Annotated in this window: 14 protein-coding genes; 11 read left to right on the top strand and 3 right to left on the bottom strand. The window is 68.4% G+C overall.

All coding sequences use genetic code 11. The features are described 5' to 3' along the window. Positions 1-158: 158 nt before the first annotated feature. Both F9K34_RS12555 and tldD read right to left on the bottom strand, forming a co-directional pair. Complete coding sequence (locus F9K34_RS12555; RefSeq protein WP_291337311.1) at positions 159-485, bottom strand: YnfA family protein; 327 nt, start codon at positions 483-485, stop codon at positions 159-161. A gap of 28 nt (positions 486-513) precedes the next feature. Next, entirely contained in the window at positions 514-1,935 is a 1,422-nt protein-coding gene (gene tldD, locus F9K34_RS12560; RefSeq protein ID WP_291337312.1) for a metalloprotease TldD, read from the bottom strand. A gap of 187 nt (positions 1,936-2,122) precedes the next feature. Between tldD and coxB the strand changes: the two genes are divergently transcribed. The 9 genes from coxB to F9K34_RS12605 all read left to right on the top strand — a co-directional run bounded on the left by coxB (position 2,123) and on the right by F9K34_RS12605 (position 9,518). After that, complete coding sequence (gene coxB, locus F9K34_RS12565; RefSeq protein ID WP_291337313.1) at positions 2,123-2,995, top strand: cytochrome c oxidase subunit II; 873 nt, start codon at positions 2,123-2,125, stop codon at positions 2,993-2,995. Between the two features lie 32 nt (positions 2,996-3,027). Then, positions 3,028-3,960, top strand: coding sequence for a heme o synthase (gene cyoE / locus F9K34_RS12570; protein ID WP_291337314.1), 933 nt, complete (start codon positions 3,028-3,030; stop codon positions 3,958-3,960). After that, positions 3,960-4,127 carry a hypothetical protein gene (locus F9K34_RS12575; RefSeq protein ID WP_291337315.1) on the top strand — a complete coding sequence of 56 codons (168 nt, stop codon included), beginning with the start codon at positions 3,960-3,962 and terminating at the stop codon, positions 4,125-4,127. Before cyoE ends, F9K34_RS12575 begins: the two co-directional genes overlap by 1 nt. Then, a complete protein-coding gene (locus F9K34_RS12580; RefSeq protein WP_291337316.1) occupies positions 4,124-4,702 on the top strand; it encodes a cytochrome c oxidase assembly protein in 579 nt (192 codons plus the stop codon). The genes F9K34_RS12575 and F9K34_RS12580 overlap by 4 nt, the downstream gene beginning before the upstream one ends. Positions 4,703-4,723: 21 nt before the next feature. After that, positions 4,724-5,527 carry a cytochrome c oxidase subunit 3 gene (locus tag F9K34_RS12585; RefSeq protein WP_291337317.1) on the top strand — a complete coding sequence of 268 codons (804 nt, stop codon included), beginning with the start codon at positions 4,724-4,726 and terminating at the stop codon, positions 5,525-5,527. A 65-nt stretch (positions 5,528-5,592) separates the two neighbouring features. After that, a complete protein-coding gene (locus F9K34_RS12590; RefSeq protein WP_291337318.1) occupies positions 5,593-6,273 on the top strand; it encodes an SURF1 family protein in 681 nt (226 codons plus the stop codon). Positions 6,274-6,283: 10 nt separating this feature from the next. After that, on the top strand, positions 6,284-7,675 hold the full coding sequence (gene thrC / locus F9K34_RS12595) for a threonine synthase (protein ID WP_291337319.1): 1,392 nt from the start codon (positions 6,284-6,286) through the stop codon (positions 7,673-7,675). Beyond that, positions 7,672-8,934: a M16 family metallopeptidase gene (locus F9K34_RS12600; RefSeq protein WP_291337320.1), complete on the top strand. Its 1,263-nt coding sequence runs from the start codon at positions 7,672-7,674 to the stop codon at positions 8,932-8,934. The genes thrC and F9K34_RS12600 overlap by 4 nt, the downstream gene beginning before the upstream one ends. Then, entirely contained in the window at positions 8,934-9,518 is a 585-nt protein-coding gene (locus tag F9K34_RS12605) for a GNAT family N-acetyltransferase (protein WP_291337321.1), read from the top strand. The genes F9K34_RS12600 and F9K34_RS12605 overlap by 1 nt, the downstream gene beginning before the upstream one ends. Before the next feature lie 30 nt (positions 9,519-9,548). Here the strand turns inward: F9K34_RS12605 and F9K34_RS12610 are convergent, their stop codons facing one another. Continuing rightward, a complete protein-coding gene (locus F9K34_RS12610) occupies positions 9,549-10,346 on the bottom strand; it encodes a helix-turn-helix transcriptional regulator (protein WP_291337322.1) in 798 nt (265 codons plus the stop codon). Between the two features lie 99 nt (positions 10,347-10,445). Between F9K34_RS12610 and F9K34_RS12615 the strand changes: the two genes are divergently transcribed. Next, positions 10,446-11,588: an extracellular solute-binding protein gene (locus F9K34_RS12615; protein WP_291337323.1), complete on the top strand. Its 1,143-nt coding sequence runs from the start codon at positions 10,446-10,448 to the stop codon at positions 11,586-11,588. A gap of 64 nt (positions 11,589-11,652) precedes the next feature. Continuing rightward, on the top strand, positions 11,653-12,471 hold the full coding sequence (locus F9K34_RS12620; protein WP_291337324.1) for an MBL fold metallo-hydrolase: 819 nt from the start codon (positions 11,653-11,655) through the stop codon (positions 12,469-12,471). Positions 12,472-12,683: the final 212 nt, after the last annotated feature.

Genomic DNA, 12,683 nt, shown 5'->3' on the forward strand with positions numbered 1-12,683 from the left:
GGGGTGAAGGGGGTGGGGTAAGAAAACAAACCTTTGTCCCTCGTGCCTTCGCCTCATTCGCAAGGGCACCTTGCAACCTCAAGGTTAATCAATGGTTACGATTCGCCCTGCTATTCCCCCGCGTCGCGGTGGAAACGCAGTGTTTCGTGTCCGGCCTCTCAGCCCTGGCGCGGGGCCCAGAGGATCAGCGCCGCGCCGGCGAGGCAGATCGCGGCCCCGGCGATATCCCATTGATCCGGCCGCTGCCCCTCCACCCGCCAGAGCCAGACGAGCGAGGCGGCGATGTAGACGCCGCCATAGGCCGCATAGGCGCGGCCGGCGAGGACCGCCGGGCTTTGCGCCAGAAGCCAGGCGAAGACCGCCAGCGCCGTCATTCCGGGAAGGAGCCAGAGCGCGGACCGGTCGAGCCGCAGCCAGGCCCAAAAGGCGAAGCAGCCGGCGATTTCGGCCAGGGCCGCGGCGACATAGACCGCCACGCCCTTCATCGCTTCGCTCGCGTGGCCGCGCCCCCCCTCACGCCGCCGATCCGCCCACGGTCAGCCCGCCGATCAGGAGTGTCGGCTGGCCGACGCCGACCGGCACCCACTGGCCTGCCTTGCCGCAGTTGCCGATGCCGGGGTCGAGCTTCATGTCGTTGCCGATGGCGCGGATGTTCCTCAAGGCCGTCGCGCCGTCGCCGATCAGGGTCGCGCCCTTGACCGGCGCGCCGAGCTTGCCGTTCCTCACCCGGTAGGCCTCGGTGCAGGAAAACACGAACTTGCCATTGGTGATGTCGACTTGGCCGCCGCCGAAGCCCACGGCATAGATGCCGTCCCTGACCTCGGCCACCACATCGGCCGGATCGGCGCCGCCGCCCAGCATGTAGGTGTTGGTCATCCTCGGCATCGGCGCGTGGGCGAAGCTCTCGCGCCGCCCGTTGCCGGTGGGTGTGACGCCCATGAGGCGGGCGTTCTGCCGGTCCTGCATGAAGCCCACGAGCACCCCGTCCTCGATCAGCACGTTCCGGCCCGAGGGCGTGCCCTCGTCGTCCACGGTGATGGAGCCGCGCCGGTCCGGGATGGTGCCGTCGTCGAGCACGGTCACCCCCTTCGCCGCGACCCGCTGGCCCATGAGCCCGGCAAAGGCCGAGGTCTTCTTGCGGTTGAAGTCGCCCTCGAGCCCGTGTCCCACCGCCTCGTGCAGAAGGATGCCGGGCCACCCCGCACCGAGCGCCACGTCCATGACGCCCGCCGGAGCCGCCTCCGCGCGGAGGTTGTCGAGCGCGATCCTCAGCGCCTCGCGCGCCGCGTCCTGCCAGTGCGCGGGCGTCATGAGCGCCGCCAGCCCGGCGCGCCCGCCGCCGCCAGTCGAGCCCGATTCGCGGCGCCCGTTCTCTTCCACGATCACCGAGACGTTGAGCCGCGCCATGGGGCGGATGTCGGAGACGAGCCCACCCTCGGGGCGCAGGATGCAGACCTCCTGCAAGGAGGCGGCGATGGTGGCCGAGACCTGCACCACCCGGGGGTCGAGCGCACGGGCAAAGGCGTCGATCTCGCGCAAGGTTTCCACCTTCACGCCGAAACTGGCGTCGGCCATCGGGTCGGCGTCTGTATAGAGCTTCAGGTTGGTGCCCGGCGGCGGGGGGGCCATGGTGCCGCCGCCCCGGCCGACGGCGAGGCGCGCCGTCTCCGCGGCGCGCCTGAGCGCCGCTTCCGAGATCTCCGTCGCATGGGCATAGCCGGAGACCTCGCCCCGGATCGCGCGGAGCCCGAATCCCTCGGAGGCGTCGTAGCTCGCCGTCCTGAGCCGGCCGTCGTCGAACATCAGGGCCTCGGACCGGCGCCGCTCCAGGAAGAGTTCGCCGTCGTCGCCCCCCGCCACGGCCTCGCGCAGAATCGCGAGCGCGCGGCCCGGGTCGAGTGCCGTCTCGAAGGGGGAAAAGCGGACATCTGTCATCGCTCTGGCCTTTTCGTCCTTGATATAAGTCAAAAAGCGGCGACGTGCCGCAATGGTTTCGCTTGTCGCACTTCCTCTAATATGATTTTAGAGAACCCGGATACAACCGGCCGTCCCGAAGCAGGTTTCGGGTCCGGGCGGGGCTGAAAGCGGCGGAAAGAAGCCGCGGCAGGAACGGGAACTCGACATGCGTTTTGCACCCTCTCTCTCCGGCCTCGGGGCCGCCATCACCGCCAGCCTGATCGCCGGGGCCGCCTGGGCCCAGGACGGGATCACCGGGCTCGAGGTCGTCGGCAAACCCGATCCCAGCGGCACGGGCACGGGGTTCCAGCCAGCGGCAACGGAACTCGCGCGGGACCAGCAGTGGCTCGATCACATGCTGCTCTGGCTCTGTATCGCGGTCGTCGCACTGGTGCTGACGCTCCTTCTCATCGTCATCCTGCGCTTCAACAGCCGGGCCAACCCGACGCCGGCGAAGTTCAGCCACAACACGCCGCTCGAGATCACCTGGACGCTGATTCCGGTGCTGATCCTCGTCGTCCTGGGTTCCTTCTCGCTACCGACGCTCTTCAAGCAGCAGGAAATGCCCGCCGACCCCGATCTGGTGATCAAGGCGACCGGCAACCAGTGGTTCTGGTCCTACGAATACCCGGACGAGCAGATTGCCTTCGACAGCTTCCTGCTCGGCCGCGACGAGCTCGAGGCGAACGGTTATGCGCCCGACGAATACCTTCTGGCGACCGACAACGCCGTGGTCGTCCCGGTGGGCAAGACCGTTCTCGTGCAGGTCACCGCGCTGGACGTGATCCACGCCTGGACGGTGCCCGCCTTCGCCGTGAAGCAGGACGCCGTGCCCGGCCGGATCGCCCAGCTCTGGTTCAACGCCGAGCGGGAGGGTGTCTATTTCGGCCAGTGTTCGGAACTTTGCGGCAAGGACCACGCCTATATGCCGATCACCGTGAAGGTCGTGAGCCAGGCGGTCTACGATGACTGGCTTGCCCGGACCAAGACCGCGGGCCTCGGCGTCTCGGCGCCGATCAAGGTCGCTTCGGCCGACTGATACTGGCCGCCGGCGGGGAGGGGACCTGAGGGATGAGCGACCTGAGCGCCATCGACCGTGGGCGGGAAGCCGGCTTCGGCGACTACGTGCAGCTTCTGAAGCCGCGCGTCATGTCGCTCGTCGTCTTCACCGCGATGGTCGGGCTGATCGTTGCGCCGGTACCGGTCCATCCCTTCGTCGCCTTTACCGCGATCCTGTTCATCGCGCTCGGCGGCGGCGCTTCGGGCGCGCTCAACATGTGGTATGACGCCGACATCGACCGGGTGATGCGCCGGACCGCATCGCGCCCGATTCCGTCCGGCCGCGTCGGCGCGGGCGAGGCGCTGGGCCTCGGCCTCGCGCTGTCGGGCATCTCCTGCGTCATGCTCGGGCTGGCGGCGAACTGGTTCGCGGGGGCCTTCCTCGCCTTCACCATCTTCTTCTACGTCGTCGTCTACACGATCTGGCTGAAGCGCACGACGCCGCAGAACATCGTGATCGGCGGCGCCGCCGGGGCCTTCCCGCCGATGATCGGCTGGGCGGTCGCCACCGGTGGCGTCAGCCTCGAAAGCCTTCTCATGTTCGCGCTGATCTTCATGTGGACGCCGCCGCACTTCTGGGCGCTCGCGCTTTTCATGAAGGACGACTACTCGAACGCTGGCGTGCCGATGCTGACGGTCACTCACGGCCGCGCGGCGACGAGGCGGCACATCCTCGCCTACACGATCCTCCTTGCCCCCTTCGCGCTGGCGTTGGCGCTGTCGTCGATCGGCGGACCCGTCGTGCTCGCGACGGCGCTCGTGCTGAACACGCTCTTCGTCCTCGGCGCCCTGCGCATCGCCCGGCGCGACGAGGCGGCGGCCGGGGCCGACCGGTACAAGGCCGAAAGGGCGTTCTTCCGCTTCTCGCTCGTCTATCTCTTCCTCCATTTCGCCGCCCTTCTCGTGGAGCGCAGCCTCATGACCTTCGGACTGGGGGGCTGGTGATGGCCATTCATCCAGAGCATGAGCTCCACGCCCGCCGGCGCGGCCGCAACCTCGGCCTCGGGCTTGTCCTCGGCGCCTTCGTGGCGCTGATCTTCGGGCTCTCGCTGGTGAAGATCTCGCATCTGCGCGAAGGCAAGCTGCCGGCGGCCGCGGAGGCGCAGAAATGACGCGGCCGGGCGGAAATGGCCGTGTGGCGGCACTGCTGGTCGGGGTCGCGGTCACGATGGGCGCGCTCGCCTGGGCGGCTGTGCCCTTCTACGACTGGTTCTGCCGGGTCACCGGCTACGGCGGCACGCCGGGCGTCCAGGCCGAAAACCTGAGCAAGGTCGTCGACGAATACGTCACCGTCCGCTTCGACGCCAACACCGAAGCCAGGATGCCCTGGGAATTCCGGCCGAAGCAGACCGAGATGCGGCTGAGGATCGGCGAGACGGGCATGGCTTTCTACGAGGCCTACAATCCGACCGACAAGCCGGTCGCCGGCACCGCCGCCTACAACGTCGCCCCCGATCTCGCGGGCTACTACTTCACCAAGATCGAATGCTTCTGCTTCACCGAACAGGTGCTGAAGCCGGGCGAGCGGGTGGAGATGCCGGTCGTGTTCTACGTCGACCCCGAGATGCTCCGGGACCGCGACGCGGGCCGCATCCGCAACATCACGCTAAGCTATACCTTCTACCAGACCGAACTGCCGGAAGAGCAGGCGAGCCTTTCGCCTGCGACGACGGCCGGCTACAACTGAGGCCCAAGCAGGGAAACCGACATGGCGCACGCAAAGAACCACGACTACCACATTCTCAAGCCCTCGCTCTGGCCCCTGCTCGGGGCGGCCGGCGCCTTTGTCATGCTCTTCGGTGCCGTCCTGTGGATGAAGGGCGTGACGCCCTTCCTCTTCCTCGCGGGCGTGGCGCTGGTGCTCTACGTCATGTACGGCTGGTGGGCGGACGTCGTCCACGAGGGCAACACGGGCGATCACACGCCCGTCGTCCGGATCGGCCTGCGCTACGGCTTCATCCTCTTCATCATGTCCGAGGTGATGTTCTTCTCGGCCTGGTTCTGGACCTTCTTCAAGCACGCGCTCTACCCGATGGGTCCGGACAGCCCGCTCGTGGACGGGGTCTGGCCGCCCGCGGGGATCGAGACCTTCGATCCCTGGCACTTGCCGCTCATCAACACGCTCATCCTGCTCTGCTCCGGCGCCGCGGTGACCTGGGCGCACCATGCGCTGGTGCACGAGAACAACCGGCGCGACATGATCTCGGGTCTCGCGCTCGGCGCGGCGCTGGGCGCGCTCTTCACCATCTTCCAGGCCTACGAATACAGCCACGCCGCCTTCGGCTTCGCCGGCAACATCTACGGCGCCTCGTTCTTCATGGCGACGGGCTTCCACGGCGCGCACGTCATCATCGGAACGATCTTCCTGCTGGTCTGCATGTTCCGCGCGATGAAGGGTCACTTCACGCCGGAACAGCATGTGGGCTTCGAGACGGCGGCCTGGTACTGGCACTTCGTCGATGTGATTTGGCTCTTCCTCTTCGCCGCGATCTACATCTGGGGCAGCGCCTGATCGGCCAGGGCCGAGCGGAATGGCCAGGCGCGGGGCCGGTCCCCGCGCTTCGTCTTTGAGGGCACATGCGGCGGTTACTCTTTCTCCTGATCGTCGGAGCCGGCGGCGTGGCGGTGCTTCTGTCGCTCGGTCTCTGGCAGATGCGGCGGCTTCACTGGAAGGAAGGAATCGTCGCGGCGATCGAGACGCGGATCGCGGCCGACCCCGTGCCCTTGGACACGCTCGCCTACCCTGATCCCGTCGCCGACCTCTACCGGCCGGTTACGCTTGCCGGACGCACCACCGGGGAAGAGGCCCTCGTGCTGTCGGGCAGGAAGGGCGAGGGGGCGGGCTACGAGGTGATCGCCGCCTTCGAGACCGACGACGGCCGCCGCATCCTCCTCGACCGCGGGTTCCTACCCGAGGCCGGGCGCGGGATGCCGCGGACGCCCGTCGCGCTGACGGTCGCCGGAAACCTCCACTGGCCGGACGAGACGGATGCCTTCACGCCGCCACCGGACGCCGCCGCCGGGCTCTGGTTCGCGCGCGACGTGTCGGCGCTCGCCGCGGCACTCGCCACCGAGCCGGTGATGGTCGTGGCCCGCGACGTCGAGGGTGACGCGCAAGGCGTGGAGCCTGTGCCGGTCGGCACCGTGGCCATCCCGAACGATCACCGCCAGTATGCGATCACCTGGTTTTCCCTCGCTGCCGTCTGGGCGGGGATGACAGTCTTCTTTCTGTGGCGTATCAGGCGGCGGGTAGGCTGAGGGACGATCCATGCGCTATGTCTCCACCCGGGGCGCTGCTCCGGTCCTGAGCTTCGGCGAGGCGATGCTGACGGGCCTTGCCCGCGACGGCGGCCTTTATGTGCCCGAGCAGGTCCCGGTGATCACGCCGGATGACATCGCCGCCCTCGCGGGCCTCTCTTACGAGGAGACGGCCTTTCGCGTGATGCGGCCCTTCGTCGGCGACACCTTCACCGATGCCGAGTTCCGTGGCGCCATCGACGCCGCCTACCGGGGCTTCGGCCATGCCGCCCGCGCGCCCCTTGTGCAGCTTGCGCCCAACCATTTCCTGCTGGAACTGTTCCACGGCCCGACGCTCGCGTTCAAGGACTTCGCGATGCAACTCATCGGGCAGCTCTTCCAGATCGCGCTGAAACGGGAAGGCAAACGGATCACCATCGTCGGCGCGACATCGGGCGATACCGGATCGGCGGCGATCGAGGCGTTCCGGGGGCTGGACAATGTCGACGTCTTCATCCTCTTCCCCGAGGGCCGGGTGAGCGAGGTGCAGCGCCGGCAGATGACGACGCCGTCCGAGGCGAATGTCCACGCCCTTGCGCTCAAGGGCGATTTCGACGACTGTCAGGCGCGGCTCAAGGACATGTTCAACGATTTCGCCTTCCGCGACGCGGTCGGCCTTGCCGGCGTCAACTCGATCAACTGGGCGCGGGTGCTGGCGCAGGTGGTCTACTACTTCACCGCCGCCGTCTCGCTCGGCGCACCGCGCCGCCCGGTCAGCTTCACGGTGCCGACCGGCAACTTCGGGGACATCTTCGCGGGCTACATCGCGAAGCGCATGGGGCTGCCGGTCGACAGGCTGGTGATCGCGACGAACCAGAACGACATCCTGCATCGCTGCCTGACGACGGGGCGCTACGCGACCGACGGGGTGAAGCCCTCGCTCTCGCCCTCGATGGACATCCAGGTCTCGTCGAACTTCGAGCGCGCGCTTTTCGACGCCTATGGCCGCGACGGCCGGGCGGTGGCGCAGCTCATGGAGGAGCTGAAGGCGAAGGGCGGCTTCGGCGTCAGCCAGGGCGCGCTGCAGGCACTGCGCGCCCTCTACGCCTCGGGCCGGGTCTCGGAGGAGGAGACGCTGGCGACGATCGCCCGGACGCACCGCGAGACGGGCGAACTGCTCTGCCCGCATTCCGCCGTCGGCGTCGCCGTGGCCGAGGCGACGCGCGACCCGGCCGTGCCGATGATCACGCTCGCCACCGCGCATCCGGCGAAGTTCCCCGACGCGGTAGAACGCGCGACGGGACACCGCCCGGGGCTGCCCGACCGCATGGCCGATCTCTTCGCCCGGCCCGAACGTGTGACCTCCGTCCCGAACGACCTCGCGGCGCTTGAGGCGCTGATCCAGGAAAGGCGCAGGAATTGACCGTCCTTCTCACCACGCTTCCCAATGGCTTGCGCATCGTCACCGAGCGGATGCCGGGCCTCGCCTCGGCCGCCGTGGGCGTCTGGCTGACCGCCGGCGGCCGGCACGAGCGGGCCGAACAGAACGGCATCGCCCATTTCCTCGAACACATGGCGTTCAAGGGCACGAAGCGCCGCTCCGCCGCCCGCATCGCCGAGGAGATCGAGGACGTGGGCGGCTACATCAACGCCTATACCTCGCGGGAGATGACCGCCTACTACGCGCGGGTGCTGGAACCCGACGTGCCCATGGCGCTCGACGTCATCTCCGACATCGTGCTGAACCCGGTCTTCGACCCCAAGGAGATCGAGACCGAGCGCCACGTGATCCTGCAGGAGATCGGCCAGGCGCTCGACACGCCCGACGACATCATCTTCGACTGGCTGCAGGAAGCCGCCTTCCCCGGCCAGGCGCTCGGCCGCACCATCCTCGGCCCGGCGGAGCGCGTCGCGGCCTTCGGGCGCAAGGACCTCACCGGCTTCATCGGCGAGCATTACGGGCCAGACCAGATGATCCTCTCGGCCGCCGGCGCGGTCGATCACGACCAGGTGGTGCGGGCCGCCGAGGTCGCCTTTGGCGATCTCGCCCCGGTCGGCCGCAAGAGCCTCCAGCCCGCGCTCTGGCAGGGCAGCGAGCGGCGCGAGGTGAAGGACCTCGAACAGGTCCATTTCGCGCTCGGGTTCGAGGCCCCGAGCGTGCGGCACGCCGACTTCCACACCGCGCAGGTCTATACGACCGCGCTCGGCGGCGGGATGTCCTCGCGCCTCTTCCAGAAGATCCGCGAGGAGCGGGGCCTCTGCTATTCGATCTATGCGCAGACGGGTGCCTACGACGACACCGGGATGCTGACGATCTATGCCGGCACCTCGGCCGAGGAGATCGGCGACCTCGCCGGCCTCACCGTCGAGGAGATGAAGCGCGCGGCCGAGGACATGACCGAGGCCGAGGTGGCGCGGGCGCGGGCGCAGATGAAGGCGGGGCTTCTCATGGGGCTCGAAAGCCCCTCGGGCCGGTCCGAGCGCATGGCACGGCATACCGCGATCTGGGGCCGGGTGCAGACCGTGGAGGAAAGCGCGGCCGAGATCGAGGCCGTCACCCGCGACGACGTCCTGCGCTTTGCCGAAGGGATCGTGGGCAGCGCGGCGACCGCGCTCGCGCTCTATGGCCCGGTCAATCGGGCGCCGACGCTCGACCGGCTGCGCGAAAGGCTCGCCGCCTGATGCTCGTGGGGCGGCGGAAGGTCCGCATCGAGACGGAGCGGATGACGCTCCGCCTTCCGCAGCATTCCGACTTCCGGTCCTGGGCGAGCCTGCGGGAGGACAGCCGGGCCTTCCTCAGCCCTTGGGAGCCGACATGGTCGGCCGACCACCTTACCCGCAAGGCATTCATCAACCGCGTCTACTGGGCGGCGCGTGCCTTCTCGGGGGGGACGGCCATGCCGCTCTTCCTGATCCGCCGGTCGGACCAGGCCCTCCTCGGCGCGGTGACGGTGGACAACATCCGCCGCGGGCCGGCGCAGGCGGCGACGATCGGTTACTGGGTCGGTGCGCCCCATGCCCGTCAGGGCTACATGGCCGAGGCGCTGCGCGCCGTCATTCACCATTGCTTCACCACGCTCGACATCAGCCGCCTCGAAAGCGCTTGCCTGCCGGAGAATGCCGCCTCGCGCGGGGTGCTCGAAAAATGCGGCTACAAGTACGAGGGCGTCGCCCAGAGCTATCTCCAGATCAACGGCCGCTGGCGCAACCACGTGCTCTACGCGAACCTGCGCAGCGACCGCCGCGGCCGGACCGACATGGGCTGAGCCACGCCCGGGGCCGGATCGGGGCTGCGTTCAGCCGGACTGCGCCATCAGGAAACGGGTCGCGAGCGAGAAGAGTTCGGACTGCGAGGCGACATCCAGCTTGGCATAGGCGTGCCTGCGGTGAACCTTGACCGTGCCGGGCGATATGCCCAGCGCGTCCGCGGCTGCGGCGGTGGAGTGGCCGCTGAGGATCAACTGGACAACCTCTGCCTCGCGCGGGCTGAGCTGATCGGCCGCGAAAAGCGCCAGCCGCGTCTCGATGTCCTGATCGGCCTGTGCGCCCTGCCTGCGATCGGGCGTTCCCCATTGCCGCAAGACGGCGTCGCGGGCGAGGGGGAACACGGCGTTCAGCGCCGCCGCATCGGCTTCGCCGAAGGCGATCCGGCGAAGGCGCCGGGCGAGCGACAGCGTGATCCAGCCTTCGGCCCCGTCCGGGATCAAGAGGGCGATCTCGTCGCCGATACGCGTCCTGCGATAGAAGCTGCGGTAATATTCCGACCGGAAGAACCCTTTGGCCGCGATGTCGCGCAGCCGGTAGACCCCCGGCCCCTGACGGTTGCGGCAGGCCTGGTAGAACGGGTCGAGGAGATAGGGGCCGGTCGCATAGAAGGCGACCGTGATCGCCGCCTGCACCTCGTCGAGATCGTGAAACAGCGCCTGCGGCGGCGCGGTGCCCGCATAGCGCGTGATGACCAGCGAATCGAACTGGCAGCAAAGGCCAAGTACCCGTCGGAGGGCGGCAGGAAATCGCGCGCCATCCAGCGCACCGACGAGCTCGGCCAGCGCGGCGGCCCAGGCTTCGGGCAGGTGTCCGGTGGTGCCATCCATGCCGGATATACTCCTATAGGCGTATCCTTATAGCCGAATTCACGGGATTAGGGACAATCCCTATCCTTGCCGTGTCAGGGCCGAGGGACGGAGGAAATCATGGACCGCTGCAAGACTGCCATCATCGGTGCCGGATTCCGCGCCGCATCAGGGGTCCGCGCCGCCGGAACCGTTGCGACCCTGCTTGGAGCCACGTTCGTCGCTGCGCCCCGGGCCAACGCGGACCACCTCGCCATCTACAACTGGGCCGACTATTTCGGCGCCGAGACGATCGCGCGCTACGAGGCCGAGACGGGCACGCAGGTGACACTCGACTACTTCGATTCCAACGAACTGCTGGAGACCAAGCTGCTCACCGGCGGCAGCGGCTATGACGTGGTCTTTCCCGCCGCCTCCAGCGCGGAACGCGAATTCCAGGCCGGGGCGCTCCTGCCGGTGGACCCGGACCGGCTCGCCAATTACCGCAACCTCGACTTGGCGGTCCTTACCGCGCTGGATGCGGTGCCAGGGGGGCGCCAGCTTGGCGTGCCCTATACCTGGGGCACCATCGGCGTCGCCTACAACCCGGCGCTGGTCGCGGAACGGCTTGGCGATCAGCCGATGGACACGCTCGATGTGATCTTCAAGCCGGAGAACGCGGCAAAGCTGGCCGATTGCGGCATCGCCATGCTCGATTCACCGGTGGAGGTCCTGTCGATCGCGCTCAACTATCTCGGCGCCGAGCCATATTCCGACGAACCCGCCGAACTGGACCGCGCCGGTGCGCTACTCTCGGCCATTGCGCCCTCGCTGCGCTATTTCAGCAACCAGAAGGCCACCGGCGACCTTGCCGCAGGCAACATCTGTGCGGCGCTGGTCTATAGCGGCGATGCCGGAATTGCCCAGGCCCGTGCCACCGAAGCCGGAAACGGCGTCGAGATCGCCTATGCGATCCCCCGGGAGGGGACGCTGATGTGGATCGACCTGATGGCGATCCCGGCGGATTCGGCGCGCATCGACGCGGCCTATGCCTTCATCGACTACATGCTCAGGCCCGAGGTGATCGCGGACGTGACCAACACGGTCTTCTTCGCGAATGCCAACGCGGCGGCCTCCGCCCATGTCGATCCGGCGATCCTTGGCGATCCCGGGCTCTATCCGCCGCAGGAAGTGAGGGAGCGCCTGTTCCCCGATCGCAGCCTCGACGCCAAGGCGCTGCGCGGCCGGACCAGGCTCTGGACGAAGGTGAAGGCCGGCACCTAGGCGTGGCACATTCGGATGCCGTCGCGGGAGCCGAGTCATGCTAGGCTGGATCCCGGAGGCTGCAATGACCTGGATCCGCGCCATATCCCTCGCTGCCTGCCTCGCCGCCACCGGCGTCCCCGCCCTGGCTCAGACGCGCTCGCCGAGCCACTGCATCGCCATTGCCCGGTCTGCGCCCGACATGGTGTGGCAGGCGAAATGGGGCGACCCGCTGCCTGCCGAGACGGTGCGCCTCAGCTACGTCGGCCACTCGACCTTCCTGATCGAGACGCCCGGTGGCCTTTCCGTCGCCACCGACTACACCGGGCGCCTCGGTTCCGCCGATGTCGTGCCGGACGTGGTGACGATGAACCACGCCCATTCCTCGCACTGGACTTCGGAGCCCGACGCGCGCATCCCGCATGTGCTGCAGGGCTGGGACTACACGGGCGAGCCCGCCGATCACCACCTCGACCTCGGCGAGATGCTGGTGCGCAATGTCCCGACCGACATTCGCGGGTTTGGCGGCACGGTGGAGTCCGCCGGCAACTCGATCTTCGTCTTCGAGGCGGCGGGTCTCTGCATCGGGCACCTCGGCCACCTGCACCACGAGCCGACGCCGGAACAATACGCGGCGCTCGGCCGGCTCGACGTCGTCATGGCGCCGGTCGACGGCGGCATGACGCTCGACCTGCCGACGATGATCCGGGTGCTGCAGAGGCTCCGCTCCTCGGTCGTGCTGCCGATGCACTGGTTCGGGCCGGAGAACCTGGCGCGCTTTCTCGCCGGGATGGAGGATGACTTCGTCATCGAGATCCGCAGGGAAAGCGCGGTCGAGGTCTCGCTCGCCACGCTACCGTCGCGGCCGACGGTGATCGCGCTCGCGCCGCGCCCGCTCGACTGACCCCTTGCGGCGGGGCTCCGGCGCGTGCTTCATCGGCCCATGCTGAACCCCGCCGATACCGCCTTCGCCGAGACGCTTGCCGCCTCCCTGCCCGCGGGGACGATCGGTCCGGCCGGGCCGCGTTATCTTGAGGAGCCCAGGCGGAAGGGAGTCACGCCCGCCGCGCTGCTCGCCCGGCCGCGCAGCGCGGAGGAGGTGTCCCGCGTCGTCCG

The organism is Albidovulum sp. (assembly GCF_008933605.1).
GTDB lineage: Bacteria > Pseudomonadota > Alphaproteobacteria > Rhodobacterales > Rhodobacteraceae > Albidovulum.

What these genes read in the sequence shown, in the direction of transcription:
- F9K34_RS12555 (WP_291337311.1), bottom strand. Translation starts at nt 485, where the DNA reads ATGAAGGGCGTGGCGGTCTATGTCGCCGCGGCCCTGGCCGAAATCGCC.
- tldD (WP_291337312.1), bottom strand. Translation starts at nt 1,935, where the DNA reads ATGACAGATGTCCGCTTTTCCCCCTTCGAGACGGCACTCGACCCGGGC.
- coxB (WP_291337313.1), top strand. Translation starts at nt 2,123, where the DNA reads ATGCGTTTTGCACCCTCTCTCTCCGGCCTCGGGGCCGCCATCACCGCC.
- cyoE (WP_291337314.1), top strand. Translation starts at nt 3,028, where the DNA reads ATGAGCGACCTGAGCGCCATCGACCGTGGGCGGGAAGCCGGCTTCGGC.
- F9K34_RS12575 (WP_291337315.1), top strand. Translation starts at nt 3,960, where the DNA reads ATGGCCATTCATCCAGAGCATGAGCTCCACGCCCGCCGGCGCGGCCGC.
- F9K34_RS12580 (WP_291337316.1), top strand. Translation starts at nt 4,124, where the DNA reads ATGACGCGGCCGGGCGGAAATGGCCGTGTGGCGGCACTGCTGGTCGGG.
- F9K34_RS12585 (WP_291337317.1), top strand. Translation starts at nt 4,724, where the DNA reads ATGGCGCACGCAAAGAACCACGACTACCACATTCTCAAGCCCTCGCTC.
- F9K34_RS12590 (WP_291337318.1), top strand. Translation starts at nt 5,593, where the DNA reads ATGCGGCGGTTACTCTTTCTCCTGATCGTCGGAGCCGGCGGCGTGGCG.
- thrC (WP_291337319.1), top strand. Translation starts at nt 6,284, where the DNA reads ATGCGCTATGTCTCCACCCGGGGCGCTGCTCCGGTCCTGAGCTTCGGC.
- F9K34_RS12605 (WP_291337321.1), top strand. Translation starts at nt 8,934, where the DNA reads ATGCTCGTGGGGCGGCGGAAGGTCCGCATCGAGACGGAGCGGATGACG.
- F9K34_RS12610 (WP_291337322.1), bottom strand. Translation starts at nt 10,346, where the DNA reads ATGGATGGCACCACCGGACACCTGCCCGAAGCCTGGGCCGCCGCGCTG.
- F9K34_RS12615 (WP_291337323.1), top strand. Translation starts at nt 10,446, where the DNA reads ATGGACCGCTGCAAGACTGCCATCATCGGTGCCGGATTCCGCGCCGCA.
- F9K34_RS12620 (WP_291337324.1), top strand. Translation starts at nt 11,653, where the DNA reads ATGACCTGGATCCGCGCCATATCCCTCGCTGCCTGCCTCGCCGCCACC.